At 44.7% G+C, this 25,355-nt stretch carries 30 protein-coding genes; 21 read left to right on the top strand and 9 right to left on the bottom strand.

Annotated elements, in window-relative coordinates:
* Positions 1-125 precede the first annotated feature (125 nt).
* From rpoD to U2H13_RS12395, 4 genes are all read left to right on the top strand, one after another.
* Positions 126-1,247 (top strand): RNA polymerase sigma factor RpoD, encoded by a 1,122-nt coding sequence (rpoD, locus tag U2H13_RS12410; protein WP_003152998.1) that lies wholly within the window; start codon positions 126-128, stop codon positions 1,245-1,247.
* A gap of 350 nt (positions 1,248-1,597) precedes the next feature.
* Positions 1,598-1,960: a cytochrome c550 gene (cccA, locus tag U2H13_RS12405; protein WP_003152999.1), complete on the top strand. Its 363-nt coding sequence runs from the start codon at positions 1,598-1,600 to the stop codon at positions 1,958-1,960.
* Positions 1,961-2,085: 125 nt separating this feature from the next.
* Positions 2,086-2,790 (top strand): tRNA (adenine(22)-N(1))-methyltransferase TrmK, encoded by a 705-nt coding sequence (locus tag U2H13_RS12400; RefSeq protein WP_038460841.1) that lies wholly within the window; start codon positions 2,086-2,088, stop codon positions 2,788-2,790.
* Positions 2,783-3,904 carry a Nif3-like dinuclear metal center hexameric protein gene (locus tag U2H13_RS12395; RefSeq protein WP_015240228.1) on the top strand — a complete coding sequence of 374 codons (1,122 nt, stop codon included), beginning with the start codon at positions 2,783-2,785 and terminating at the stop codon, positions 3,902-3,904. The genes U2H13_RS12400 and U2H13_RS12395 overlap by 8 nt, the downstream gene beginning before the upstream one ends.
* A 20-nt stretch (positions 3,905-3,924) precedes the next feature.
* Here U2H13_RS12395 and U2H13_RS12390 read toward each other — a convergent pair whose 3' ends face one another.
* Both U2H13_RS12390 and vrrA read right to left on the bottom strand, forming a co-directional pair.
* The gene (locus U2H13_RS12390) at positions 3,925-4,869 is read right to left on the bottom strand and encodes a 4-hydroxy-3-methylbut-2-enyl diphosphate reductase (protein WP_029973409.1); all 945 of its coding nucleotides are present in this window, start codon (positions 4,867-4,869) and stop codon (positions 3,925-3,927) included.
* A 122-nt stretch (positions 4,870-4,991) separates the two neighbouring features.
* Positions 4,992-5,666 (bottom strand): VrrA/YqfQ family protein, encoded by a 675-nt coding sequence (vrrA, locus tag U2H13_RS12385; RefSeq protein WP_121984386.1) that lies wholly within the window; start codon positions 5,664-5,666, stop codon positions 4,992-4,994.
* Positions 5,667-5,831: 165 nt separating this feature from the next.
* On the opposite strand from vrrA, the gene U2H13_RS12380 reads away from it, so the two are divergent.
* Both U2H13_RS12380 and U2H13_RS12375 read left to right on the top strand, forming a co-directional pair.
* Complete coding sequence (locus U2H13_RS12380) at positions 5,832-7,148, top strand: DEAD/DEAH box helicase (RefSeq protein WP_121984387.1); 1,317 nt, start codon at positions 5,832-5,834, stop codon at positions 7,146-7,148.
* Positions 7,149-7,158: 10 nt separating this feature from the next.
* Positions 7,159-8,052: a deoxyribonuclease IV gene (locus tag U2H13_RS12375; protein WP_014418398.1), complete on the top strand. Its 894-nt coding sequence runs from the start codon at positions 7,159-7,161 to the stop codon at positions 8,050-8,052.
* Positions 8,053-8,084: 32 nt separating this feature from the next.
* Here U2H13_RS12375 and U2H13_RS12370 read toward each other — a convergent pair whose 3' ends face one another.
* Complete coding sequence (locus tag U2H13_RS12370) at positions 8,085-8,339, bottom strand: DUF2624 domain-containing protein (protein ID WP_014418397.1); 255 nt, start codon at positions 8,337-8,339, stop codon at positions 8,085-8,087.
* Between the two features lie 118 nt (positions 8,340-8,457).
* Here U2H13_RS12370 and U2H13_RS12365 point away from each other — a divergent pair, with 118 nt between their 5' ends.
* Both U2H13_RS12365 and U2H13_RS12360 read left to right on the top strand, forming a co-directional pair.
* On the top strand, positions 8,458-9,339 hold the full coding sequence (locus U2H13_RS12365) for a YitT family protein (protein WP_007408296.1): 882 nt from the start codon (positions 8,458-8,460) through the stop codon (positions 9,337-9,339).
* Positions 9,340-9,462: 123 nt separating this feature from the next.
* A complete protein-coding gene (locus U2H13_RS12360; RefSeq protein ID WP_003153018.1) occupies positions 9,463-9,873 on the top strand; it encodes a Fur family transcriptional regulator in 411 nt (136 codons plus the stop codon).
* Between the two features lie 31 nt (positions 9,874-9,904).
* Here the strand turns inward: U2H13_RS12360 and U2H13_RS12355 are convergent, their stop codons facing one another.
* The gene (locus tag U2H13_RS12355) at positions 9,905-10,486 is read right to left on the bottom strand and encodes a nucleotidase (RefSeq protein WP_007408297.1); all 582 of its coding nucleotides are present in this window, start codon (positions 10,484-10,486) and stop codon (positions 9,905-9,907) included.
* 132 nt (positions 10,487-10,618) lie between these two features.
* On the opposite strand from U2H13_RS12355, the gene U2H13_RS12350 reads away from it, so the two are divergent.
* Complete coding sequence (locus U2H13_RS12350) at positions 10,619-10,996, top strand: DUF308 domain-containing protein (RefSeq protein WP_089072446.1); 378 nt, start codon at positions 10,619-10,621, stop codon at positions 10,994-10,996.
* Positions 10,997-11,029: 33 nt separating this feature from the next.
* On the opposite strand, the gene ispG is transcribed toward U2H13_RS12350, so the two are convergent.
* The 3 genes from ispG to U2H13_RS12335 form a co-directional block, all read right to left on the bottom strand.
* Positions 11,030-12,148 (bottom strand): flavodoxin-dependent (E)-4-hydroxy-3-methylbut-2-enyl-diphosphate synthase, encoded by a 1,119-nt coding sequence (gene ispG / locus U2H13_RS12345; RefSeq protein ID WP_169510269.1) that lies wholly within the window; start codon positions 12,146-12,148, stop codon positions 11,030-11,032.
* Positions 12,149-12,280: 132 nt separating this feature from the next.
* Positions 12,281-12,583: a LysM domain-containing protein gene (locus tag U2H13_RS12340; protein WP_095061023.1), complete on the bottom strand. Its 303-nt coding sequence runs from the start codon at positions 12,581-12,583 to the stop codon at positions 12,281-12,283.
* Between the two features lie 91 nt (positions 12,584-12,674).
* Entirely contained in the window at positions 12,675-13,439 is a 765-nt protein-coding gene (locus U2H13_RS12335; protein ID WP_014418394.1) for a DUF1189 domain-containing protein, read from the bottom strand.
* A gap of 158 nt (positions 13,440-13,597) precedes the next feature.
* On the opposite strand from U2H13_RS12335, the gene U2H13_RS12330 reads away from it, so the two are divergent.
* From U2H13_RS12330 to pstB (U2H13_RS12290), 9 genes are all read left to right on the top strand, one after another.
* Positions 13,598-14,080, top strand: coding sequence for a DUF456 domain-containing protein (locus tag U2H13_RS12330; protein ID WP_014418393.1), 483 nt, complete (start codon positions 13,598-13,600; stop codon positions 14,078-14,080).
* Positions 14,081-14,245: 165 nt separating this feature from the next.
* Positions 14,246-14,851: a superoxide dismutase SodA gene (sodA, locus tag U2H13_RS12325; protein ID WP_003153025.1), complete on the top strand. Its 606-nt coding sequence runs from the start codon at positions 14,246-14,248 to the stop codon at positions 14,849-14,851.
* Positions 14,852-14,968: 117 nt separating this feature from the next.
* On the top strand, positions 14,969-16,258 hold the full coding sequence (locus tag U2H13_RS12320; RefSeq protein WP_012118002.1) for an MFS transporter: 1,290 nt from the start codon (positions 14,969-14,971) through the stop codon (positions 16,256-16,258).
* 101 nt (positions 16,259-16,359) lie between these two features.
* Positions 16,360-18,507, top strand: coding sequence for a penicillin-binding protein 2 (locus U2H13_RS12315; protein ID WP_022552950.1), 2,148 nt, complete (start codon positions 16,360-16,362; stop codon positions 18,505-18,507).
* Between the two features lie 155 nt (positions 18,508-18,662).
* The gene (locus U2H13_RS12310) at positions 18,663-19,565 is read left to right on the top strand and encodes a phosphate ABC transporter substrate-binding protein (RefSeq protein ID WP_007408304.1); all 903 of its coding nucleotides are present in this window, start codon (positions 18,663-18,665) and stop codon (positions 19,563-19,565) included.
* 48 nt (positions 19,566-19,613) lie between these two features.
* A complete protein-coding gene (gene pstC / locus U2H13_RS12305; RefSeq protein ID WP_179156083.1) occupies positions 19,614-20,543 on the top strand; it encodes a phosphate ABC transporter permease subunit PstC in 930 nt (309 codons plus the stop codon).
* On the top strand, positions 20,543-21,427 hold the full coding sequence (gene pstA / locus U2H13_RS12300) for a phosphate ABC transporter permease PstA (RefSeq protein ID WP_007408306.1): 885 nt from the start codon (positions 20,543-20,545) through the stop codon (positions 21,425-21,427). Before pstC ends, pstA begins: the two co-directional genes overlap by 1 nt.
* An 18-nt stretch (positions 21,428-21,445) precedes the next feature.
* Positions 21,446-22,252 (top strand): phosphate ABC transporter ATP-binding protein PstB, encoded by an 807-nt coding sequence (gene pstB / locus U2H13_RS12295; RefSeq protein ID WP_014418390.1) that lies wholly within the window; start codon positions 21,446-21,448, stop codon positions 22,250-22,252.
* Between the two features lie 11 nt (positions 22,253-22,263).
* Positions 22,264-23,046, top strand: coding sequence for a phosphate ABC transporter ATP-binding protein PstB (gene pstB / locus U2H13_RS12290; RefSeq protein WP_014418389.1), 783 nt, complete (start codon positions 22,264-22,266; stop codon positions 23,044-23,046).
* A gap of 99 nt (positions 23,047-23,145) precedes the next feature.
* Here pstB (U2H13_RS12290) and U2H13_RS12285 read toward each other — a convergent pair whose 3' ends face one another.
* Together U2H13_RS12285 and U2H13_RS12280 are read right to left on the bottom strand one after the other, a co-directional pair.
* Positions 23,146-23,610, bottom strand: a complete 465-nt coding sequence (locus U2H13_RS12285) for an endolytic transglycosylase MltG (RefSeq protein WP_022552954.1) — start codon at positions 23,608-23,610, stop codon at positions 23,146-23,148.
* Positions 23,607-23,960 (bottom strand): hypothetical protein, encoded by a 354-nt coding sequence (locus U2H13_RS12280; protein ID WP_003153047.1) that lies wholly within the window; start codon positions 23,958-23,960, stop codon positions 23,607-23,609. The genes U2H13_RS12285 and U2H13_RS12280 overlap by 4 nt, the downstream gene beginning before the upstream one ends.
* Positions 23,961-24,306: 346 nt before the next feature.
* On the opposite strand from U2H13_RS12280, the gene rpmG reads away from it, so the two are divergent.
* From rpmG to U2H13_RS12265, 3 genes are all read left to right on the top strand, one after another.
* The gene (gene rpmG, locus U2H13_RS12275) at positions 24,307-24,456 is read left to right on the top strand and encodes a 50S ribosomal protein L33 (protein WP_003153056.1); all 150 of its coding nucleotides are present in this window, start codon (positions 24,307-24,309) and stop codon (positions 24,454-24,456) included.
* 78 nt (positions 24,457-24,534) lie between these two features.
* Positions 24,535-25,089 carry a 5-formyltetrahydrofolate cyclo-ligase gene (locus U2H13_RS12270; protein ID WP_017418150.1) on the top strand — a complete coding sequence of 185 codons (555 nt, stop codon included), beginning with the start codon at positions 24,535-24,537 and terminating at the stop codon, positions 25,087-25,089.
* A 70-nt stretch (positions 25,090-25,159) separates the two neighbouring features.
* Entirely contained in the window at positions 25,160-25,333 is a 174-nt protein-coding gene (locus U2H13_RS12265) for a hypothetical protein (protein ID WP_094296041.1), read from the top strand.
* Positions 25,334-25,355: the final 22 nt, after the last annotated feature.

Here is a 25,355-nt window from a genome sequence, read left to right as displayed (position 1 = left end):
CTCATCATGAATTGTCATTTATTATCCGCAGCCCTGCATGCTGAAAAAGAGAGAAGGCTTCCGGGTCGGATAAGAAACATACCGCTTTTAGAATTCGTTGCAAGCTTTGGAAGGAGGGATCCATAATGGCTGATAAACAAACCCACGAAACAGAAACAGAACTTACATTAGACCAGGTAAAAGAACAGCTTACTGAAACTGGAAAAAAACGTGGCGTTTTAACATATGAAGAAATTGCTGAACGCATGTCCAGCTTTGAAATTGAATCAGACCAAATGGATGAGTATTATGAATTTTTAGGAGAACAAGGTGTTGAATTAATTAGTGAAAATGAAGAAACGGAAGATCCTAATATTCAACAGCTTGCCAAAGCCGAAGAAGAATTTGACCTTAATGACCTCAGCGTACCGCCTGGCGTAAAGATCAATGATCCAGTCCGCATGTACCTTAAGGAAATCGGACGGGTAAATCTTCTTTCTGCTAAAGAAGAAATCACCTACGCTCAAAAAATTGAAGAGGGTGACGAGGAATCTAAACGCAGACTGGCTGAAGCAAACCTTCGTTTAGTTGTCAGCATTGCTAAACGGTATGTCGGCCGCGGCATGCTTTTCTTAGACTTGATCCAAGAAGGAAACATGGGTCTCATGAAAGCCGTCGAGAAGTTTGACTACCGTAAAGGATATAAATTCAGTACGTATGCGACTTGGTGGATCAGACAGGCGATTACACGCGCCATCGCTGACCAGGCGAGAACAATCCGTATCCCGGTTCACATGGTGGAAACCATCAACAAATTAATCCGGGTGCAGCGTCAGCTTCTTCAGGATCTTGGCAGAGAGCCGACACCGGAAGAGATTGCTGAAGACATGGATCTTACGCCTGAAAAAGTCCGTGAAATATTAAAAATTGCTCAAGAGCCTGTTTCTTTAGAAACGCCGATCGGTGAAGAAGACGACTCACATCTCGGTGACTTCATCGAAGACCAGGAAGCGACATCTCCGTCGGATCATGCGGCATATGAGCTTTTAAAAGAACAGCTGGAAGATGTGCTGGATACGTTGACAGATCGTGAAGAAAACGTGCTGCGTCTCCGTTTCGGTCTGGATGACGGACGCACAAGAACTTTGGAAGAAGTCGGCAAAGTGTTTGGAGTAACGAGAGAGCGTATTCGCCAAATTGAAGCAAAAGCGCTTCGCAAATTGAGACATCCGAGCAGAAGCAAACGTCTGAAGGATTTTCTCGAATAGAATGGAACGGGTCTTTTTGATCCGTTCTTTTTTATGTATAAGATATATGGATAATATACCTTTATTTTACTGGATAAGCATATGTTTTGCAAATGAGTTCGGAAAAAATGCGGCATGTCCTGAAAGGGGGAAAATGAGATAAGTTTATTTATATTCTTTATTGTAAGCGTATACAATTCATTATACAATAGAATAAAGATAATTTTGTGATAAACAAAACAGTTATTTTTGCTTTTTGTATAAATTGTGAAATCAATGAAATTGCTGAGCAAGACCATTTACTTTTTGTAAAAATAAGTTAGAATTAGAAGTGTTTACATAGGGGGAGAATGAAAAAGGGGGATGGAGATATGAAGTGGAATCCGCTGATTCCTTTTTTGCTCATTGCAGTGCTGGGAATAGGGCTGACTTTCTTTTTAGCTGTAAAAGGCAACGGAGATGCGCATCAGATCGCAAGCGGCGGTGAAAGCAAAAATGCCGAGAAGGAAACTGCAAACGCTTCACCTGAAGAGATTTATAAAGCGAACTGCATCACCTGTCACGGGGAAAACTATGAAGGTGTGTCAGGGCCGAACTTAAAAGGCGTCGGCAAAAGAAAAGATGTCGCTGAGATTAAAACAAAAATTGAAAAAGGCGGCAACGGGATGCCCGCGGGCCTTGTGCCGGCCGAAAAGCTGGATGACATGGCAAAATGGGTTTCTGACATTAAATAAAGCTTTACCGGTCCCTATATAAAAGACATATGAAAAACTCTATCCGCCGCTTGGATTCCGGGCGGTTTTTTTATATGATAGTAAAGGAAAAAGAACCTGAGAAAAGTTGTGATATTGTGAATGAAATGAAGTTATCTAAAAGATTGCAGTCTGTGGCGGAATATATCCCTCCGGGTGCCCTGGTTGCTGATATCGGGTCGGACCACGCGTATCTTCCTTGCTATGCCGTTTTGAATCATTTGGCAAGCCGGGCAATCGCCGGTGAAATTACAGACGGGCCGTATCTATCCGCCAAACAGCAGGTGGAAAAACTGGACTTAAGCACTCTTATCTCCGTAAGGAAAGGTGACGGGCTGAGCGTCCTTGAAAAAGGAGAAGCCGGCGCCATTACAATCGCCGGCATGGGCGGAGCACTGATCGCTCATATTTTGGAATCGGGGAAAACGAAATTGACGGGGCGTGAACGGCTGATTCTGCAGCCGAATATTCATGCCGTTCATATAAGAGAGTGGCTGTATCAGGAAGGCTATGAACTGCTTGATGAAGTGATTCTCGAAGAAGACGGAAAGTGTTATGAAATCCTCGTTGCGGAAACTGGCGACCGTGATGCGCCTTATCGGGACGTGCCGATGGCTGCCGGAATGCTTGCGGGTCCGTTTTTATTAAAAGAGAGGAATGAAGTGTTTCTTCGGAAATGGAGCCAGGAACTTAAGCATACTGAACAAATTTATGAACAGATCAGCCGCAGCGCAAAGCATGAAAATCATGAAAAATTAGCTGAATTGAAAGAGCGGATCTCTCTGCTGAAGGAGGTAATCGGACATGCCTAAACATGTGAACGGACAGGAAATCATCCAGCTGTTTGAACAATTTTCACCGAAGGCTTTTGCGGTGGAAGGAGACAAAATCGGCCTGCAGATCGGTACATTGAATAAGCCGGTGAAAAATGTCATGGTGACACTGGATGTTCTGGAACAAACGGTAGATGAAGCCATTGAGAAAAAAGTTGACTTAATTATCGCCCACCATCCGCCGATTTTTCGGCCGCTTAAACAGATCACCACTGATCAGCCTGGCGGAAGACTGATTGAGAAATGTATAAAGCATGATATTGCCGTATATGCGGCTCATACGAATCTTGATGTAGCGGACGGCGGTGTTAATGACCTGCTTGCCGAAGCTCTCGGTCTGACAGACACAGAAGTGCTCGTCCCGACATATTCGGACCCGCTGAAAAAGCTTGCCGTATATGTTCCGAAAGACTATGAAGAAGCTGTAAGAACCGCACTCGGCAACGCCGGAGCGGGACATATCGGCAATTACAGCCATTGCGCGTTCTCCTCTGAGGGAATCGGCAGCTTTAAGCCGCTGGACGGGGCAGAACCGTTTATCGGGCAGACGGGAGAACTGGAGCTCGTCCATGAAGTGAGACTTGAGACCGTTTTTCCGGCAAGTATGGAGAAAACCGTCGTAAAAGCGCTGAAAAAAAGCCATCCGTATGAAGAAGTGGCATATGATATTTATCCGGTGGAGCAGTCTCCGCTTGAAAAAGGGCTCGGCCGCATCGGAAAACTTCAGCAAGACATGACGCTTGAAGAGTTTGCTCTGTTTGTGAAAGAAAAGTTTGACGTTAACGGAGTCCGGATGGTCGGAGAGCGAAACAGCAAGGTGAAAAAAGTCGCGGTTCTTGGCGGTGACGGAAATAAATATATTTATCAGGCAAAGCGGAAGGGTGCAGATGTTTACGTGACGGGCGATCTTTATTTCCATGTAGCGCATGATGCGATGATGATGGGATTAAACGTTGTGGACCCTGGGCATTATGCTGAAAAGATCATGAGAAAAGGCACGGCTGAGAAGCTTACGGCAATGGCCGGAGAGAAAAACTATGACGTGCGCATTTTCGCTTCCGAAACAGATACAAACCCATTTACCTTCTTATAAAAAAACTGAGGCCCCGGGCCTCAGTTTTTTATTTTTACTTTCGGAAGGATTTTTTTAAGCGGCACACTGTGTTCAAGCTGCCATGTCGATTCATCGTTGTGGTCAAACTGCTCTAAAAAGCGGATGACTTCCTTTGTAATCGGTGTCGGTGTTGATGCGCCTGCGGTAATGGCGACGGTATTGACGTCTTTCAGCCATTCGAGCTTCAGTTCACTGATGTCTCCGATTCGGTAGGCTTTTGTTCCGGCGATTTCTTCTGACACTTGCGCCAGTCTGTTGGAGTTATTGCTTTTCGGATCACCGACAACAATGGTTAAGTCCGCTTTTTTTGCCTGCTCTGATACAGCTTCTTGACGAACCTGTGTGGCCAGGCAGATTTCCTGATGGTATTCCACGTACGGGTACTTTTCTTTGACTGATTCCATAATATCGTGGACGTCCCACTGGGACATTGTCGTTTGGTTTGTAACGATTAATTTCTCAGCCTGAATATCGAGATTTCTCACGTCTTCCTCTGTTTCAACGAGATGAACGATTTCAGGAGCGACGCCGACGGCTCCTTCAGGCTCGGGGTGGCCTTTTTTGCCGATGTATATGACGTGATAGCCTTCAGCTTTTACTTTCCGGATTAAGTCATGTGTTTTCGTGACGTCCGGGCATGTGGCGTCAATCGTAACGAGCCCTTTTTCCTCAGCGACTTTTCTTACTTCCGGAGATACCCCGTGAGCCGTGAAAATAACGGTTCCTTTTTCCACCTGCTTTAAAATCTCCAGACGGTTTGTGCCGTCAAGCGTGTAAATGCCGTCTTCCTCAAACGCATCTGTGACATGCTTATTATGAACAATCATTCCGAGTATATATATAGGTCTTGGCAGTGTTTTATCGAGTGACGCGTTTTTAGCTATGACCATGGCATCAACAACGCCGTAACAGTAGCCGCGCGGCGATATTTTGATAACGTTCAATGTAGATGTCCTCCTATCAAAAGTGAGTGTAGAGGCAATATAAAAAGCCGTAGTTAAACGGCTCAAATCTTGCATTCTTCTGATCTCATTATAGCTAATCTTTCGTGAGATATCAAAGAATGTTAAATATATAATTTCGGCTTTGATCTGCCCGATGTTCTTTTTGGACGCGGCTGTTCCGCTGAGTCTGCCTGTGCGGCGTCTTTTTCTTTTGAAGCGGATGCTTTTTCAGACGTCTTCTTTGATGTTTTGGATGAGGCGTCTGATTTGTTTTCATCTTCTGTTTCATCTGTTTTTTCAGCTTCATCCTTTTTGTCCTGTTCGTCTGTTTCTTTCGTCTCGTCAGATTCATTCTCGTCATCACTGCTGCTTAATTGGCTGTAAAGCTTCATCATGGCGGGCAGACTCCGTACTAAAGGACCGTACTGCTGGATCATCGGCGTAACCTGCTGCGCCACGCCGAGCACCTTCTGAACATTGCCGAGCATGCTCGACAGGGATGCCGGACTTGCCAGGTTCTGTATTCCCTGCAGTCCTGCACCTGCTCCTCCGCTGGCCGCCGCCGGTGCCGACGCGGCAGCGCTTCCTCCTCCTGAACCGGGTAAAAAACGGGAAAGCATCCCTTTTAAGCCCCCTCCGCCGCCCGTGCCTGCGTTTCTCAGGCCCGCTCCGGCAATCTGCTGCTGAGGGAAAAGCTGCCGGCCCGGCAATGACGGTCTTCCTCCCATCATCATACGCGGATTCATAAACGGCCGGCCCTGCTGCGCCATATTTCTCATCGGCTGCTGTGGAAACATACTTGTACCTCCTTTCTGTCTCTCTGCTATTACAATATGCATCGGAGGGGGCATTTGCTTTTCTGTCTCGAAAACAGGATTCCCCCGAGACATGGTGTTTTTAAGTAAAATCGGTTATAATGTGATGATGGACACAGAATGTGCCGCTTTAAGGAGCTGGGAAAAATGAAAGAAACTAAATTTGATGGATACAACTTAAAACCGTTTATTATAGATGCAGTTCACCGCCTTGGTTTTTATGAACCGACAGATATTCAAAAGCGTCTGATACCTGCCGTACTGAAAAACGAAAGCGTGATCGGGCAGTCCCAGACGGGGACGGGGAAAACCCACGCCTATTTATTGCCAATTTTGAATCAGATTGATCCGGGTTCTGATACGGTACAGGCTGTTATCACGGCGCCGACGAGAGAGCTTGCCAATCAGATTCATCAGGAAGCGCTCAAAATCACACAGGGTGCGGAAGATGAGCCGATCCGGACAAAATGCTTCATCGGCGGGACGGACAAGCAAAAATCAATTGATAAGCTGAAAACACAGCCTCATCTCGTCGTCGGAACGCCGGGCCGGATCGCGGATCTGATTAAGGCGCAGGCATTGAACGTCTATAAAGCGCAGTCTCTCGTCATTGACGAAGCTGATCTGATGCTTGACATGGGCTTTTTAGAAGACGTTGATTTCATCGGATCGCGTATGCCGGAAGAACTTCAGATGCTAGTGTTCTCAGCTACGATTCCGGAAAAGCTGAAGCCGTTTTTGAAAAAGTATATGGAAAATCCGAAGTACGCGCATGTTGAGCCGAAAAGAATCACAGCCGAAAAGATTGAACATGTTTTGGTTCCTTCTAAACAGCGTGATAAAGACAAACTGCTTTTTGATATGATGTCTCATCTGAACCCTTATCTGGGCATTGTGTTTGCAAATACGAAAAACACGGCTGACCATATTGCGAAATATCTGACTGAAAAGGGCATGAGGATCGGTCTTCTGCACGGGGGATTAACGCCGCGTGAGCGTAAGAAGGTAATGAAGCAGATTAATGATCTGGAATTCACTTATGTCATTGCGACAGACCTTGCGGCAAGAGGAATTGACATTAAAGGCGTAAGCCACGTCATCAACTATGAGCTTCCGGACGATCTGGATTTTTATGTTCACCGCGTCGGTAGAACTGCACGCGCCGGTTCATCAGGTCAAGCACTGACCATTTATGAGCTTTCTGACGAAGATGCGCTCGTAAGACTCGAAAAGATGGGTATTGTGTTTGACTATGCGGAGCTTGTAAACGGCGAATGGAAGAAAGGCGATGACCGCCACCGCCGCAAAAAACGCAAAAAATCGGAGAATGAGGCCGACCAAATGGCGAAGCGCCTCGTGAAAAAACCGAAAAAAGTGAAGCCGGGCTATAAAAAGAAAATGAGCTACGAAATGGAAAAGATAAAAAGAAAGCAGAGAAGAAACAAATCTAACAAAGGAAAGTAGGGGAATCGGGTTGCTGAAAATAGGTTCACACGTCTCAATGAGCGGAAAACATATGCTCCTTGCCGCAAGCAAGGAAGCTGTTTCGTACGGGGCGAATACATTTATGATCTATACGGGCGCTCCCCAAAACACGCGCCGCAAAAAAATTGAAGACTTGAATATTGAAGCGGGCCGCGCCCATATGAAGGAAAACGGCATCGACGAGATTGTCGTGCATGCGCCGTACATCATTAACATCGGAAATACGACAAATCCGGCAACGTTTGAGCTGGGCGTTGATTTTCTGCGTTCTGAAATTGAAAGAACGGCAGCGATCGGCGCGAAACAAATCGTGCTTCATCCAGGAGCGCATGTCGGAGCCGGGGCTGAGACGGGCATCAAAAAAATCATTGAAGGTTTAAACGAAGTGATTGTTCCCGGTCAAAACGTGCAGATTGCGCTGGAAACAATGGCGGGCAAAGGATCAGAATGCGGAAGAAGCTTTGAAGAGCTGGCCGAGATCATTGCGGGAGTCACGCATAATGAACATCTATCCGTCTGCTTTGACACTTGCCACACCCATGACGCCGGGTATGATGTCGCTAATGATTTTGACGGTGTTCTTAACGAGTTTGATAAAATCGTCGGCATCGATCGGATAAAAGTCCTTCATGTTAACGACAGTAAAAATATCAAAGGCGCCCGGAAAGACCGCCATGAAAATATCGGGTTCGGAGAGATCGGTTTTGACGCTCTGCAGTACATCGTTCATCACGAGCAGCTTGCCGATATTCCGAAAATCCTCGAAACACCGTATGTAGGCGAAGACAAGAAAAATAAGAAGCCGCCGTACCGTTTTGAAATCGAAATGCTGAAAGAAAAGCAGTTTGATAAGGAGCTTCTTGAAAAAATATCAGCTCAATAAGAAAGAAAGGAGGGGCGGGTGTCCCTCCTTTCTTACCCTGAGAATTGATTGAAAAGTTCGTCAACTTTCCGCGCCGTTTCTTTTGAGGTTATCGTTTCCACTTTTTTCAGCAGGCGCAGCCGCTCCTGATCATCAAAAATATTGATGTTTTTTCCGTGCATCAGAGCCGCTACCTCAGCCGCTTGACTCCTCGTAATGCTGATTCCGTATTGCTTGGAATACTTCAGCAGATCGTCCGCAGTGACTTGATTGAGCCGCTGCAAAATAATTCTTTGTATTAAAATCATCGATACTTTCACCTCTTTAGACATAATGTATTGAGCAGATCATTAAAATGTTACAGCTTTTAATGGTAAAATAAAGTTGCTTACTGTTTAAAATAGTTATTATAGGAAAGGAGATTTTATGACCCCAAATAAACAGCATAAAAGAGAATCATTTTTACACTTTATCTTCAGGGTCATTATGATTCTGATCGGGGCGGGTTCAGCCGCCGTAAGTATTGAATTGTTTCTGGTCCCTAATAATTTTATCGACGGAGGCATTATCGGTGTTTCATTAATTTTAGACCACCTCTTTATGTCCAATCCCCTCCTCAATTTTGCCTTATTCGTTGTGTTACTCAACATTCCATTTATGATTTTCGGATATAAATATATCGGAAAAACATTTCTCATCTCTACTGTTATCGGAATCGTCGGTTTAGCGCTGATTGAATCCTCATTGCACCATGTGGAGGCCATTACGACCCAGCCTATTTTGGCGACGGTATTCGGGGGGCTTTTGCTCGGTTTCGGGGTAGGCCTTGTCATCCGAAACGGAGGCTCGATGGACGGTACTGAAATCCTCGGTATCCTTCTCACGAAAAAGCTGCCCTTTTCAGTCGGGGAATTCGTTATGCTCATCAATGTGTTTATTTTCATTTGGGCCGGTTTTGTGTTCGGTCCGGAGCAGGCAATGTATTCTTTCATGACCTATTATATTGCCATGAAAACGATTGACGCCGTCATCCAGGGGCTTGATGAAACAAAAGCGGTCATTATTGTTGCAGAGCAATATGCTGAGATCTCAGATGCTATATTGCACCGGCTTGGACGGGGAACCACCAAGCTTCAGGGAAAAGGCGGATATACGGATGAAACCAAAGAAGTCATTTACGCGGTCGTGACAAGGCTTGAAGTGACTAAATTGAAATCCATTGTGTTTGAAATTGATAAAAACGCCTTTATTACGATCATGAATACCCATGAAACGAGGGGCGGTAAGTTCAAAACCGCGATTCACTAGGCTTTCATTTACTTTTCATCATTTTATAGGTATAATTTGATACATCATAAGAAAATGGCCTGCTGTTCAGACAGCTGCCATTTTCTTTTTGGAGCGATACCGTGTTGTAAAGGGGAGGTCCTCATGAACGTACAAGAAGCGTTGAACCTGCTGAAAGAAAAAGGGTATAAATATACGAGTAAGCGAGAAGACATGCTGCAGCTTTTTGCTGATTCTGATAAATATCTGACCGCCAAAAACGTGCTTGCCGCATTAAATGACGACTATCCGGGTCTGAGCTTTGATACCATATACAGAAATCTTTCGTTATATGAAGAACTCGGCATTTTGGAAACGACGGAGCTTTCCGGAGAAAAACTGTTCCGTTTTACATGCTCTTATACCCATCATCATCACCATTTTATCTGTTTAACCTGCGGGAAAACGAAGGAAATTGAGTCCTGTCCGATGGATAAGCTGCACGATGATTTGGAAGGGTATGAAATCAGCGGCCATAAGTTTGAAATTTACGGCACCTGTCCGGCGTGCCGATAAAAAACCTCCTGCTTATACAGGAGGTTTTTTTTCAGCTTTTCACATGCTGAAAGCTATGTTTGTTTTTATTAATCCAGGCGACGGCTTCAAGCCAATTCTGCACCCTGATAATATTGGAATCGATGGGGAGCTGATTATATGGGGAGTTAAAAAGGATAACCGGAATGCCTGCTTCTTTTGCGATCATTGTCGCATTGCCGTGGTGATCTTCGAAAAATAAATCAATGCCGTGTTTTTTGACGGCTTCCACTTTGTGATGGCCTCCGACAAGCTCAATGTGATCGTAATGAATGTCCCGGTTTGCAAACCAGTCCAGCGTAACATCTTCTAAGTGGCCGCGTCTTGCCGTAATGTAGATCAGACGGTGCTCTTCTTTCAGTCCGTCCAGTGCCTGCTTGGCAAATTCCGCGAGCTTCGCTTCTTTATATATGGCTGCTTCATGAACGTTCATCCATTCCCAAAATTCCTCGTCTGTAATGTTCAAAAGCTTCGTCAGATCATAATCAGTCATATCATCCAAGGTAATGGAAAGATGAAATGAGCGGTTTAAATAAGGGACAAATGTATCCTGTGCCGTAACTGTGCCGTCAATATCTATACCTAACCGTAACATGTCCACACTCCTTAAATTCATCCCTTCAAGTGTAACATAAACAATTAACAATACCAGAAAAGTTTAGCAAACATGAATCCGTAAAAAACGCGGAAACTAAAAAAGCTCCTTTCATAAAAGAAAAAGGGGGAATTGAAGGTGGCATACGATTACGAAAATCGAAAAGGCAACGAATACTATGTGGATCATGGATCGGAAGGAACCGATATCACGCGTGATGTTTATTCAGAAGAAACAGCGGCTGAAATTTCAGAGCCATATCGTGCTTCTGACCGGGCAGCAGACCGTGATGATAACCGGGACGGAGTAAGTGAAGGCCGGGGGATAGGGTATGCAGCATTGGCTATTTCTATCATTTCCCTGTTTGTGCTCCCTGTTTTATTAGGGGCATGCGGCATTATCGTCGGCTATATCGCCAGAAGAAGAGGAGCAGGCGCTTTAGGCGGATGGGCGATGGGAATCGGTATTGTTTCCCTTGTGCTCGGCATCTTCATTACACCGTTTTTTTAACACAACGCAAAAAAAAGCTTGGCGGAATATCCGTCAAGCTTTTTGTGTTTCTTGTTCTGCTTTTGCTTTTTCCGCTTCAAGCTTTGCGTAGTGTTCTTCTGCCAGCTTGTCGATTTCTTTTTTCAGCTCTTCGACCATGGTTTCTTCAGGAACTTTGCGGACGATTTGGCCTTTGCGGAAAAGAAGTCCTTCGCCGCGCGCGCCGGCAATCCCGATATCGGCTTCTCTTGCTTCGCCCGGTCCGTTAACGGCACATCCGAGAACCGCTACTTTAATCGGCGCTTTAACTTTAGAAATATATTCTTCCACTTCATTGGCGATGCTGATAAGATCAATTTCGATCCGTCCGCATGTCGGGCATGAAATAAGCGTAGCCGCGTTTGAAGCAAGACCGAATGATTTCAGCAGTTCTCTGGCTACTTTTACTTCTTCAACCGGGTCGGCGCTCAGAGAGATCCGGAGCGTGTTTCCGATTCCTTTGCTTAAAATCGCTCCGAGTCCGGCCGCGCTTTTTACCGTTCCGGCAAACAGCGTGCCCGATTCTGTAATTCCGAGGTGGAGCGGATAATCAAATGCTTTTGACGCTTTTTCGTATGCTTCTATGGCTAGATTGACGTCAGACGCTTTCATGCTGACGATGATGTCATGAAAGTCAAGGTCTTCCAGGATTTTGATATGATGAAGCGCACTCTCAACCATTCCGTCAGCAGTCGGATAGCCGTATTTTTCTAAAATGCGTTTTTCCAAAGAACCCGCGTTTACGCCGATCCGGATCGGAATTCCTTTTTCTTTCGCCGCTTTTACGACGGCTTCCACTTTTTCGCGGCGGCCGATGTTACCCGGGTTGATTCTGATTTTGTCGGCGCCGCCCTCAATTGCTTTTAATGCAAGCTTGTAGTCAAAATGAATATCGACAACGAGAGGGATGGAAATTTGTTTTTTGATGTCGGCAATCGCGTTAGCGGCGCGTTCGTCCGGACATGCCACCCGGACAATTTGGCAGCCGGCTTCGGCTAAACGGTTGATTTCCGCAACTGTTGCTTCTACGTCGTGTGTTTTGGTCGTCGTCATACTCTGAATGACGACTTCGTTATTTCCGCCTATTGTTAAAGGTCCCACTTTGACGGGACGCGTTTTTGTACGATGTGTGATTTCACTCACTTGTCAATCGCTCCTTAATTGTAGTTACCGCTTTTGCAGGCTGAGCCTTTTACATGTCAGGCAACTTCTATTTACATGTTATATTGTAACAGTGTATTTGCCGAACTGACAAGAAATTAACGTTTAATTGCGGTAGACGGGGAATTTATAAGCGGTGCCTGCCTGAATGGCGTTTGCTTTTACATTCGGATTCAGCGCTTCAAAATCTTGTGCAATATCATCTGGCGCTTTATGTGCGCCGACTATCGACATCACCGTATCGCCTTTTTTGACCGTAACCGTTCTGTATGAAGATTCCTGTTGGGCTGGCTGTGCCGCCGCTGCGTATGCCGGAAGGTCTTGAGAAGGGATCGTGCCGATTTTAAGATCGTAAAAGATAATGAATATCACAAATAAACTGCCGAATACAAAAGTAAGCCGCTTCATTCCAACCGCCTCCCGCATACATTTTTACTTCATTGTATGCTTGTCCCATTTTGTTCATGACAAAAAAGAAGACCGCCGGGGGCAGTCTTTGTTACACAGCTGTTTTTCTTGGCGGTATCTCTTTTAAGACGAGGAAAAGGATGATAAAGTTTACAAACCAATTCACTAAAAATTCACTCGGCACCGTAATAACAAGCGCGCGCATGATCGTAAAGAATATGGTCGAAAGTGTAATGGAATAAGCCGAAAGCTTCCAGAGCTGCTGGTAATTCAATGTCTTTCTTTGCGCATTTTTCAATATCAGGCCGATGACGGCGAGAAATGATACTTCAATGAATTTTCCGGCCGCTGTCATGATGAACAGCAGAACGGACAGGACGGTGACGATCATCGTTTTATTTTGGTTTAATGCAGATATGATTTCTTTTTTTGTGATATCAGCAGGCATCAGCGAATAATTCATTTCTGTCGCCTGTCCGTCTACAGCAAGCACCATTTTATTTTTCAAAATGCCGATCGCATTTTGTTTCGCCGCTATTTGTTTAGCGCCGTAAGCATCCGTCGGATCAAACACGATGACGAACCCGTTCGCTTCCGTTTCCTTAGAGGCGGACGCTTTCGTCTGCAATTCTCCGTTTGAAATGCTGAAATCAGGGAAATCTTTCTTTAACACGGTTTTGAAACCGTTCATTGAGTTTACGGTGCCGGAGCAAAGGTAATAAGCGCTTGGCAGCGTAAAAAGGACAGACAGCAAAAATACATAAAGGATCGCTTTTCCTATCCCCTGAAACCGTGTTTTTGCAATATCTGCCGGAGAGTATGTACTTTTCAATAAAGCCGTAAATATGTTCAACATCTTCACTTCCTAGCCTAAACTGGTATATGTTGCTTATTGTATCGTTCACAGGGGATGAACACAAGTGAGAGTATTTAAAGCAGTGATAAGGAATCATACATAATAAGATAAAGCGGGAAACGGTGATCGCCCGCAAAACAAAGGAGGGTGTTTTTGTCATGAGTGTTTTGTATTGGCTGATGATCATTGCGGTCTTCGTCATTGCTTTTATCGGGCTTGTATATCCGGTGATTCCAAGCGTTATTTTTATTGTGGCCGGTTTTCTTCTCTACGGATTTTTGTTTTCCTTCAGTCCTTATTCTTACCTGTTTTGGCTCATTGAGGCGGTATTTGCGGCCGTTTTATTCGCAGCTGACTATGTGTCAAATTTACTTGGCGTTAAAAGGTACGGAGGAAGCAGGGCGGCAATCTGGGGAAGCACGATCGGATTATTGATCGGGCCCTTCGTTATTCCCGTGGCAGGCATTATATTAGGCCCATTTATCGGTGCTGTCTGCGCTGAGGTGTTTGTTCATCAAAAGGATATCAAGTCCGCGGCAAAAGTGGGGCTCGGCTCGTTAATCGGCTTTTTAACAAGCGTGGCGGCAAAAGGCGTCATTCAGCTCTTTATGATCGGATATTTCTTATGGACGGTGCTTTAGAAAGGTTTAATTTCGGCCGTGAACGGATAAAGTGTAATATGTCTGCTGGAATCGCCGGATTGTGAGCTTTTTCATTGATTACCACGCTTTCTTTTGTTACATTGAGATTAGAAAAGTTCGCGTTAAGCGGCATTTCAGTACATATATTTAAAGGAGGAAAAAATTATGGCTTACAAACTTCCAGAATTGCCTTACGCTTATGATGCTTTAGAACCTCATATCGATAAGGAAACGATGACGATTCACCATACGAAGCACCATAACACATACGTGACAAACCTCAACAAAGCGATCGAAGGATCAGCGCTTGCAGAGAAATCTGTAGATGAGCTTGTTGCTGATTTGAACGCAGTGCCGGAGGACATCCGCACGGCAGTCCGCAACAATGGCGGCGGACATGCAAACCACTCTTTATTCTGGACTCTTTTATCTCCGAACGGCGGAGGCGAACCGACTGGTGAGCTTGCTGAAGAGATCAAAAGCACGTTCGGAAGCTTCGATCAATTTAAAGAAAAATTCGCCGCAGCAGCTGCAGGCCGTTTCGGTTCAGGCTGGGCTTGGCTCGTTGTAAACAACGGCAAACTTGAAATTACAAGCACGCCAAACCAAGATTCACCGCTTTCAGAGGGTAAAACACCTGTTCTCGGTCTTGATGTTTGGGAGCACGCGTACTACCTGAACTACCAAAACCGCCGTCCTGATTACATTTCAGCTTTCTGGAATGTTGTGAACTGGGATGAAGTTGCCCGTCTTTACAGCGAAGCAAAATAAATAGTTCGATCAAACAAGGTCTCCCGCGGGAGACCTTGTTTTTTTATTGACTTTGATTCCTTTTACATATCTCAGTTTGAGTGAGACAAACTAATGTGTAGTAAAGGGGAGTCAATGATGAGCAAAATAAAAAAAATTATCGGCGACATCGAAATAAATAAAGGGCTGCTGCTGTTATTGACGATTGGCGGCCTTTACTCATTGGGCATCGCGCTGTCAAATACTTTTGTCAACGTGTATTTGTGGAAGCAGTCGGGAAAATTTATTGATTTGGCCATATACAATTTGTCGGTCGTGACGATGCAGCCGGTTACCTTTCTGCTGGCGGGCCGGCTGGCTAAAAAAATTGACAGAGTGTTTATTCTCAGGTTCGGCGTTATCTTTTTGGCCGCTTTTTATTTAAGTGTGCTGCTTGCCGGAGAAACTGCGGCTTCCCGTCTTGTTTTGATAGGGGCCGTGCTCGGAGTTGGATACGGCTTTTACTGGCTGGCTTTTAATGTGCTGACTTTCGAAATCACGGAACCGGAAACGAGAGATTTTTTTAACGGGTTTTTAGGCATTTTGTCTTCATCGGCGGGCATGATCGGTCCGATTGTGGCCGGATATGTCATTTCAAGACTTGAAAACAATACGGGTTATACAATCATTTTCAGCCTGTCGCTCGGCTTATTTGCCCTTGCCGTGGTCATGAGCTTTTTTCTGAAGCGGAGGGAGTCGAAAGGCCGGTTTATGCTGAAAAAAGTTTTTGATGAGCGCCACACGAATCTGAATTGGCGCCGGATTACCAACGCGCACTTTTTTCAAGGCTTGAGAGAAGGGATTTTTGTTTTTTTAATCAGCGTATTTGTATTCATTGCGACAAACAGTGAGCTGGCGCTCGGAACATTCGGCCTCGTCAATTCCGCGGTTTCTTTTTTTGCCTATTATTTTGCATCAAGGCTCATCAAAAAAAGAGCGCGGAAAAAGGCGATTCTTATCGGCGGATTGATCTTGTACGGCGCTCTGTTTCTCATTATTTTTAAAATGAGCTTCACGACGCTCCTTTTGTACGGAGTGTTTATTGCGATCGGCTATCCAGTTCTGCTCGTGCCGTATGTCTCGCTTACATATGATGTGATAGGCCGGGCGCGGCTTGCCAGAAAAGCCAGAATTGAATACATTGTGCTCAGGGAGTTATTTTTAAATGCGGGCCGGATCGTTTCCATCCTTTGTTTCCTTGTAATCGTTACATTGTTCAAGGAAAAAGTGGGGATACCGGCGGCGCTCGTGCTGCTCGGAGCCGGGCATCCGCTGATTTATTACTTTATAAAAGACATCAAACTGGATACGGAAACTTCTGATGAAACAGTAGAAGAAGACCGACAAAAACAGGCGGCGGAACCGAATTTTATAAAAGGAGAAAGATAAAAGGGTTATCTGTAGAAAAATATCGAAAAAACCTTTAGAATGAAAAATGGCACCTGAACAGAAGGTGTCATTTCTTTCTGTAAATAAGAAAAGGTGATGTCATGAGGAGAAATAAAAAGAAAATAGCTGTAAACAAAGAAAAGAAAAAATCACTGCCAATCCGGCTTAATTTTTTGTTTTTGGTTGCGTTTCTTATTTTCACTTGGATTATCGTCGAGCTTGGCATCAAGCAGATCGTTCAGGGTGATGATTATAAAAACGCCGCTAATAAGCAAGAGGAGTCTGATGTCAGCACGGCGGTTCCGAGAGGGAAAATATACGACCGGAACCTAAATCCCATCGTAACGAATAAAGCATTAAATGCGATTACATATACACGTTCAGCCTCAACCACCCAGGCGCAGCGTTTAAAAATCGCAAAAAAACTGTCGGGTATGATTAAGGTAAGCACCAAAAAGGTGACTGAGCGGGATAAAAAAGACTATTGGATGTTAACAAGGCCTGATGAAGCGAAAAAACTGATTACGGCCGAAGAAAACCAAAAAGCTGAAGACAAAAAACTGTCTGACGATGATTTATATCAGCTTCAGCTGAAACGCATCACAGACAAACAGCTGAATGAGCTCACTTCAAAAGACATGCAGATCCTTGCGATCAAAAGACAGATGGATTCAGGATACTCCCTGACGCCTCAATACATCAAAAATGAAGGCGTGTCGGCAAAAGAAATGGCCGTCGTCAGCGAACATTTAGATGAACTGCCGGGGGTTGACGTGACGTCTGACTGGGAACGGTCTTATCCAAATAAAGGGTTGTTAAAATCAGTTCTCGGCAGTGTCTCGAGCTCCAATGAGGGACTTCCTTCAAATCTTCTTGAGCATTATTTGTCACTCGGCTACAGCAGGAATGACAGAGTAGGAAAAAGTTATTTAGAGTATCAATATGAAAATCTGCTGCAGGGCCAAAAAGAGAAAGTGAGAAATGTGACAGATTCCTCTGGAAACGTAACAGATACAGAAACGGTATCAAAAGGTAAAGCCGGGGATGATTTAGTGCTTACTATAGATACCGAATTGCAAAAAGACGTTGAAAAAATTATTGAGAAAAATTTAAGGGCTGCAAAGGCAAGACCGAGTACACAGTTGCTTGACAGAGCATTTGTCGTAATGATGGATCCCCGTAATGGAGAAGTGCTTACAATGGCGGGTAAACAGATTAAACAAGTAGACGGCAAATATAAAATTGACGATTATGCACTAGGAACAATGACTTCCTCTTACAACATGGGCTCAGCTGTAAAAGGGGCAACACTGTTAACAGGTTATCAAACAGGTGCTATTAAAATCGGAAATATATTTACGGATGAAGTTTTAAATATTAAAGGCTCTCCTCCTAAAAAATCGGTAAGTGTAATGGGGCCAATAAATGATTTAACTGCACTTGAGCGTTCATCTAACGTTTATATGTTCAAAACGGCAATTGCAATTGGTAAGGGTAAATATATATCAGGACATTCACTGCCGCTTGATTACAGCGCATTTGATAAATTTCGTTATTACTTCAGTGAATTCGGTTTAGGGGTAAAAACAGGAATTGATCTGCCTAACGAAGCTACAGGATATGTGGGAACTAAAAGGCAGTCAGGTTTCTTGCTTGATTTTGCGATTGGCCAATATGACACATACACTCCGCTTCAAATGGCTCAGTATGTATCGACCATTGCTAATGGTGGCTATCGTATGAAGCCCCAAGTCGTGAAAGAAGTAAGAAAACCTTCAAAAAAAGGTATCGGGGCCGTCGTTGAATCTGTTAATCCGGAAGTGATGAACCGTCTTGATATGACGGAAAGTGAAATTAAACGTGTTCAACAAGGTTTTAAACTTGTTATGAATGGAGCTCAAGGGACTGCGAGAGCAAATTTTGCTAATAAAAGTTATAACCCTGCCGGTAAAACTGGAACAGCACAAGCTTTCTATGACGGACCTATAAAATCAAGAACTGGTGCTTATACTTATAACACAACCTTGGTGGCTTATGCTCCTGCAGATCATCCTGAAGTTGCTATTTCGGTAGTGGTTCCATGGGCTTATGAAGATTATAATGACAGGTATTCTATAACTAACGACATAGGGGAAGCAGCTCTGGACAAATACTTTGAGCTGAAAAAGAAACAAGAAGATAATAATACGAAGCAGAAAAACGAAGATAAAATTCAGGAAGACGCTGAAAACGGCAATACAAACAACTAACAGAAAAACGCTCACAACTTGTGAGCGTTTTTTTTATACAAAAAAACATCCGGATTTACAAAACCTTAACACTTGATTTATACGCATTTTACAAGAACCCTTTACTCTATACGTGTAGGACAAATTACACATTAAATGCAGGGGGAATTCAGGAAATGAAAAAAAACAAATGGATGCTTATGCTTCTGATGGCTGCTGTTATGATTGTTGCTGCAGCATGCGGAAATGCAAAGGAAAGCGGCAAGACAGACAGTCAATCTGCAAGTGAGGATAAAAAAGCATCAGGTTCTTTAACCATTTCTGGTTCATCAGCCATGCAGCCGTTAGTACTGGCAGCGGCGGAAAAGTTTATGGAAAAGCATCCGGATGCTGATGTGCAGGTGCAAGCGGGAGGTTCAGGAACAGGTCTTTCGCAAGTGTCTGAAGGGGCAGTGCAAATCGGCAACTCAGATGTCTTTGCTGAAGAAAAAGAAGGCATTGATGCAAAAGCCCTAAAAGACCACCGAGTAGCGGTAGTGGCGATGGCGGCTGCGGTCAACCCCGGTGCGGGCGTAAAGGATATAACCAAAAAACAGCTGACAGACGTCTTTACAGGAAAAATTAAAAACTGGAAAGAGCTTGGCGGTAAAGATCAAAAAATTACACTCGTGAACCGTCCTGATTCATCAGGAACACGCGCTACGTTCGTCAAATACGCGCTTGACGGAGCAGATCCTGCTGAGGGCATTACAGAGGATTCCTCCAATACAGTCAAAAAAATCATTGCGGAAACGCCGGGAGCAATCGGTTATCTGGCATTCTCTTATATAAACGATGACAAAGTAACGCCTTTATCGATCGGAGGCATCAAACCGGAAGAGAAAAACGTCGTCACAGGCGAGTATCCGATTTGGGCTTACGAGCACTCTTATACGAAAGGTGAAGCGTCAGGCCTTACAAAAACGTTTCTTGACTATATGAACAGCGATGAAGTACAGAAAAGTATCGTAAAAGATCAAGGCTACATTCCGATCTCTGATATGAAAGTCACACGTGACGCAAACGGCAAGCAAAGCTGAGGGGAGGGCGGGCTCCCCGCCTCTTCTTCTTTATAGGAGTGTAAACAAATGATAAATCACAGAGAAAAAGAGTCTGTAAGCGAACGCTTAATAAGCTCAAAACAAAACAGGCAATTGGATGAAGTCCGCGGAAGGGTGATTGTGTCTGTGTGTGCCGCGATTATCATTGCGGCATCAGCGGCGATCACAATTTTTCTCGGCATAAAGGGGCTGCAATCTTTTTTTGTAAATGGTGTAAGCCCGATTGAGTTCTTAACAAGTCTGAATTGGAATCCAGCCCAGGCAAAACCTGAGTTCGGCGCGCTGCCTTTTATTTTCGGATCATTTGCGGTCACCGTTCTGTCCGCTCTGATCGCAGCGCCCCTCGGTATTGCGGGTGCCGTGTTTATGACGGAAATTGCGCCGACTTGGGGAAAAAAGGTGCTGCAGCCAGTAATTGAGCTGCTTGTCGGCATTCCGTCCGTCGTTTATGGATTCATAGGTCTTACAGTATTGGTTCCGTTTATCGGCTCTTTTAAATCAAGCGGAACGGGTCACAGCCTTCTGGCGGGGACGATCGTACTCTCGGTAATGATTCTGCCGACTGTTACATCGATTTCCGCTGATGCGCTTGCGTCACTTCCGAAACACCTTCGCGACGGTTCATATGCGCTTGGTGCGACGAGGTGGCAGACAATCAGAAAGGTGCTTATCCCGGCGGCGTTTCCGACATTGCTGACCGCTGTCGTGCTCGGGATGGCAAGAGCGTTCGGAGAAGCACTCGCCGTACAGATGGTTATCGGAAATACAAAGCTTCTGCCGGAAAGCCTGCTTGATACGGCGGGAACATTAACGACGATTATTACGTTAAACATGGGCCATACCACATACGGCAGTATTGAAAATAATACGTTATGGTCTATGGGGCTCGTTCTTCTCATCATGTCGTTTCTGTTTATATTGCTCATACGCTACTTGTCATCTAGGAGGAAAGTGTAATGAACCGGAAAATAACGGATAAATTGGCCACCGGTGTATTCGGGTTATGCGCCGCTGTAATCGCGGCGATTTTGGCAGGATTGTTTTTGTACATTCTTATTCACGGCGTCTCTGAAATCTCCTTGCATTTTCTTACGTCAAAATCGAGCGCCATTGCGTCAGGCGGCGGAATACGGGATCAGCTTTTTAACTCCTTTTACATTCTGTTTATCACCATGCTGATCACGATACCGCTTGGTGTGGGGGGCGGCGTCTTTATGGCAGAATATGCGCCCCAAAATAAAATCACTGATTTTATCAGAACGTGTATTGAGGTGCTGTCTTCGCTTCCGTCCATTGTCATCGGGATGTTCGGCATGCTGATGTTTGTCAACCTGACCGGATGGGGCTACACGATTATCGGAGGCGCGCTCGCATTAACCGTCTTTAACCTTCCCGTTATGGTCCGGGTGACAGAAGGCGCGCTCACTGCAGTTCCTAAGGAGCTGAAAGAAGCTTCTCTCGCTTTAGGTGTATCGAGATGGCATACCGTCAAAACGGTGCTGATTCCGAGTGCGATTCCTTCGATTTTAACCGGAGCCATTCTCGCATCAGGAAGAGTATTCGGAGAAGCAGCCGCATTGTTATTTACAGCAGGACTGACAACGCCGCGGCTGAACTTTACGGATTTGAACCCGTTTTCTGAATCATCTCCTTTCAACATTTTCAGGCCGGCTGAGACGCTGGCGGTTCATATATGGAGTGTCAATACGCAGGGAATCATCCCTGACGCCGAAGCGATTGCAAACGGCGGCTCGGCGGTGCTGGTGATTTCGGTGCTCTTGTTTAACCTTTGTGCAAGATGGCTCGGATCTGTCATTTATAAAAAGCTTACGGCAAATTAATCGGAAAGAGGCGAAAACATGATTGATCACATCATCAGGGAACATGCGGAACAGACAAAGCGTTCGCCGGAGTCTTCAATTTTGGAAGTGAAGCATTTATCAATTTATTACGGTGACAAACAAGCGGTTAAAGATGTAAACATGGATATTGAAAAACATGCGGTGACGGCTCTGATCGGTCCGTCCGGCTGCGGGAAATCAACATTTTTGAGACAGATTAACAGAATGAACGATGCCATTCCTTCGGCAAGAAGCGAGGGAGAGATCCTATATGAAGGGCTGAATATTTTGGGGGAAGCGATTAATGTCGTGTCTCTCAGACGGGAGATCGGTATGGTGTTTCAAAAACCGAATCCATTCCCGAAATCCATTTACAATAACATCACACATGCGCTGAAGTATGCGGGGGAACGCAGGAAAGCCGTTTTGGATGATGCGGTCGAGGAAAGCTTAACGAAGGCTGCGCTTTGGGATGAAGTCAAAGACCGGCTTCATTCATCGGCTCTTTCGTTATCAGGCGGCCAGCAGCAGCGCCTTTGCATCGCCCGTACGCTTGCGATGAAACCTGCCGTGCTTCTTTTAGATGAACCGGCTTCAGCTCTGGACCCTATTTCAAATGCCAGAATCGAGACGCTTTTGACAGAACTGAAAAAAGATTATTCGATTATTATCGTTACGCATAACATGCAGCAGGCGCTGAGGGTGTCTGACCGAACGGCTTTCTTTTTAAACGGGGAAGTGGTGGAATACGGGCAGACAGAACAAATTTTTACGAGTCCTAAAGCGCAAAAGACAGATGACTACATTAACGGAAAGTTCGGATAGGGGGAAGGACTGTGAGCCTTGTGAAGGAAGCGGTGCACACACAGAATTTATTTGATATTCACGGCATGAACGTATGGTACGGAGCCCATCAGGCTTTAAAAGACATTACGATCGGTTTTGAGGAGCGGAAGGTAACTGCGATCATCGGTCCGTCCGGCTGCGGGAAATCCACTTTTATTAAAACATTAAACTTAATGCTGCAAATGGCTCCGAATGTCAAAGTGACAGGCGACATGATCTATAACGGGCGCAATCTGCTGAAAGAAAAGACGGATGCGGCAGAATTAAGAAAACAAATCGGTATGGTGTTTCAAAAAGGAAATCCGTTTCCGCAGTCAATATTTGAGAATGTCGTGTACGGTCCGAGAATTCACGGCGAAAAAAATAAAAAGAAACTGCTTGAAATCGCCGAGGAATCTTTAAAGGCAGCTGCGCTCTGGGATGAAGTGAAAGATCGCCTTCACCACCAGGCGCTTTCACTGTCAGGCGGTCAGCAGCAGCGGCTGTGCATCGCAAGGGCGCTCGCCACCAAACCGGACGTCCTTCTGATGGATGAACCGACGTCCGCTCTCGACCCCGTATCCACACGGAAAATAGAAGAGCTGATTTTGACATTGAAAGAAAAGTATACAATCGTCATTGTGACGCACAACATGCAGCAGGCTGCGAGGGTCTCTGATCAAACCGCGTTTTTCTATATGGGCGAACTGGTAGAGTGGGGGGATACGGACAAAATATTTTCTCAGCCGGATCATCAAAAAACACATGATTATATCACCGGAAAATTCGGATGAAAAAAACGGGCCCGGCCATTGACCGGGTCCGTTTTATATTGCTTATTAAAAAAGCCTGCCGGCCGTATCCATCTGAATGGACGATGCCTGCAAGCTTTTTTAGCGGGTTAATGTTTTGACGATTTTTTTAAAGCTCATATCTGAGTCGACTTTGAAATGGCCGGCGCGGATTTCTTTATGGTAGCCTGCGTCAATGACGTAATCATTAAAGTCCTTCGCTGAAGGAATAATCCCTTCTTTTTCAAGAATGGATGACACATCAGCAGTGCTCATTCCGTTTTTAATCGTCAGTTTGTATGTTACTTTTTTCTTTTTGTCGTCTGTGTTTTGGTCGTTGTTTAACGATTTTTCTTTAGAATCAAGAAGTTTTTGATAGTCATCCCGGTTGACGGAGACTTTTTGCTGATCGTCGAGGTAGCTGTTTACTTCTTTTTCTGTCAATGCTGTTTTTTCGGTTTTAACGGCGGCTGCCTGGTCATGGTCAGTCAAATAGAAGACAGCGGCGAGAACGGCCGTCGCTAAAATCATGCCTGCTGCAAAAGCCTGAATGCCCCGTTTTGTCATACGAGCACCTTCTCATTATCTTTAATAATGGTATTGACGTCCTCGACAGACACGTGCTCCGCTTTTGCGATGGCTTCCGCAGACATTCCGTTGTTATATTTTGAAATGATTTGTTTGGCGATTTTTTGGTTAATGCCGCTGCTTTTGGCTTTGCGGATCACGAGGTTGGTTTCCAGCAATTCTTCTTCAAGCACCGTCATTTTCTTTTTCAACTTGTAAATTTCCTGCATGGCGGAAAGCTGAAGCGTTTCAAGCTCCTGTTCCACGTCTTTCATCGGATCTCTTTGAGAATATGAGAATGCAATAAGCGCTATACTGACGATAAACAACGCAATAATAGCAATTTCCACGTTTCATCACCTTCTATTATTAATTTGCCCTTCTTTTTTATACCATAAAACGCCGCCATTCTAAAGGAAATAGAGAAAAAAACGGAATTTTGTCGGGAAATCTTTTTTATTCGGGGAGCAAACGGTTATTTCTCTATAGATTTCGTATCAGAAAGTCCTTTTTTGTCCTGTTTCGTCATATTTTCCCTTCATCTGACGCAGGCTCATTCAGAGGATCAGAAGCGTAAACTGATGTTTTCTGCACTTAAACAACATTTCATGTAAATCACTCTAGCATTCCGTCCATTATAGTGGTATTATATATAAGTCTGAATAAGTAAATGATATTTAGTTTGGAGGGAAAATAATGCGCGTTAATATTACTTTGGCTTGCACTGAATGTGGTGAGCGTAACTATATTTCTAAAAAGAACAAACGCAACAATCCGGACCGCGTTGAATTTAAAAAATATTGCCCACGTGATAAAAAATCTACGTTACACCGTGAAACAAAATAAGCTGTTTAAAACAGCGGAAAAAGCTGGAGCTTTCAATAAAGTTCTGGCTTTTTTGTCTTTCAGGGAGGTTTGAGGAACGTGAAAGCACAAATCAGAACCGATATAAAAGCAAAGCTTTCTGACATGACAGAAAGTGAATGGGAGAAAAAATGCCGCAGCATGCGTGAAACGCTGTTTTCTTTAAAAGAATGGAAACAGGCCCGCGTGATCGCCGTTACCATCTCGACACGCCTGGAAATTCCGACACGGCCGATTATTGAACAGGCCTGGAAAGAGAAAAAACAAGTCTGTATCCCAAAATGCTTTCCGCAGACGGGAGCGATGGAGTTCCGTACATTTTCTGCGTATGATCAGCTGGAAACCGTATATGCGGGCCTCAGTGAACCGATCGAGAGCCTGACGGAAAAAGCCGCCCAAAAAGACATTGACCTTGTGATTGTGCCCGGCGTGGCTTTTGACCGGGAAGGCTTCAGAATCGGATACGGCGGAGGATATTATGATCGGTACCTCTCCGGTTATAAAGGCCGTACCGTGTCGCTTCTCTTTGACTGCCAGCTGACAGACCGCATTCCCCGCATGCCCCACGATATTCCGGTCGATATGATCGTGACTGAATCTGAAACCATCGCTTAATCGCATAAAAAACTTCTTGCACCGGAATAATTCTCGCTGTTTGACAAACGATAGGGGCAGGAGGGATAAGATGAAAAAAATGTTGATCTACTCATTATGCGCCGTATCTGTTTTAGCCGTTTACCAAAACCGCTACCGTCTGATGAACAGCGTGCTCAGCCAGCCGGGGATCAGACGGTCATTCATTCATTTCTTTTTAAAAATACCGTTTATCAGAAATAAATTCATTCAGCAGGCATTTTAAACAAATCCCGTTTTTCAGCGGG

Origin of the sequence: Bacillus sp. A1 (assembly GCF_042296235.1) — a bacterium.
GTDB classification, from domain to species: domain Bacteria; phylum Bacillota; class Bacilli; order Bacillales; family Bacillaceae; genus Bacillus; species Bacillus velezensis.
The sequence above is the reverse complement of the archived record's forward strand: the minus strand, read 5'-3'. Positions and strand labels throughout refer to the sequence as shown.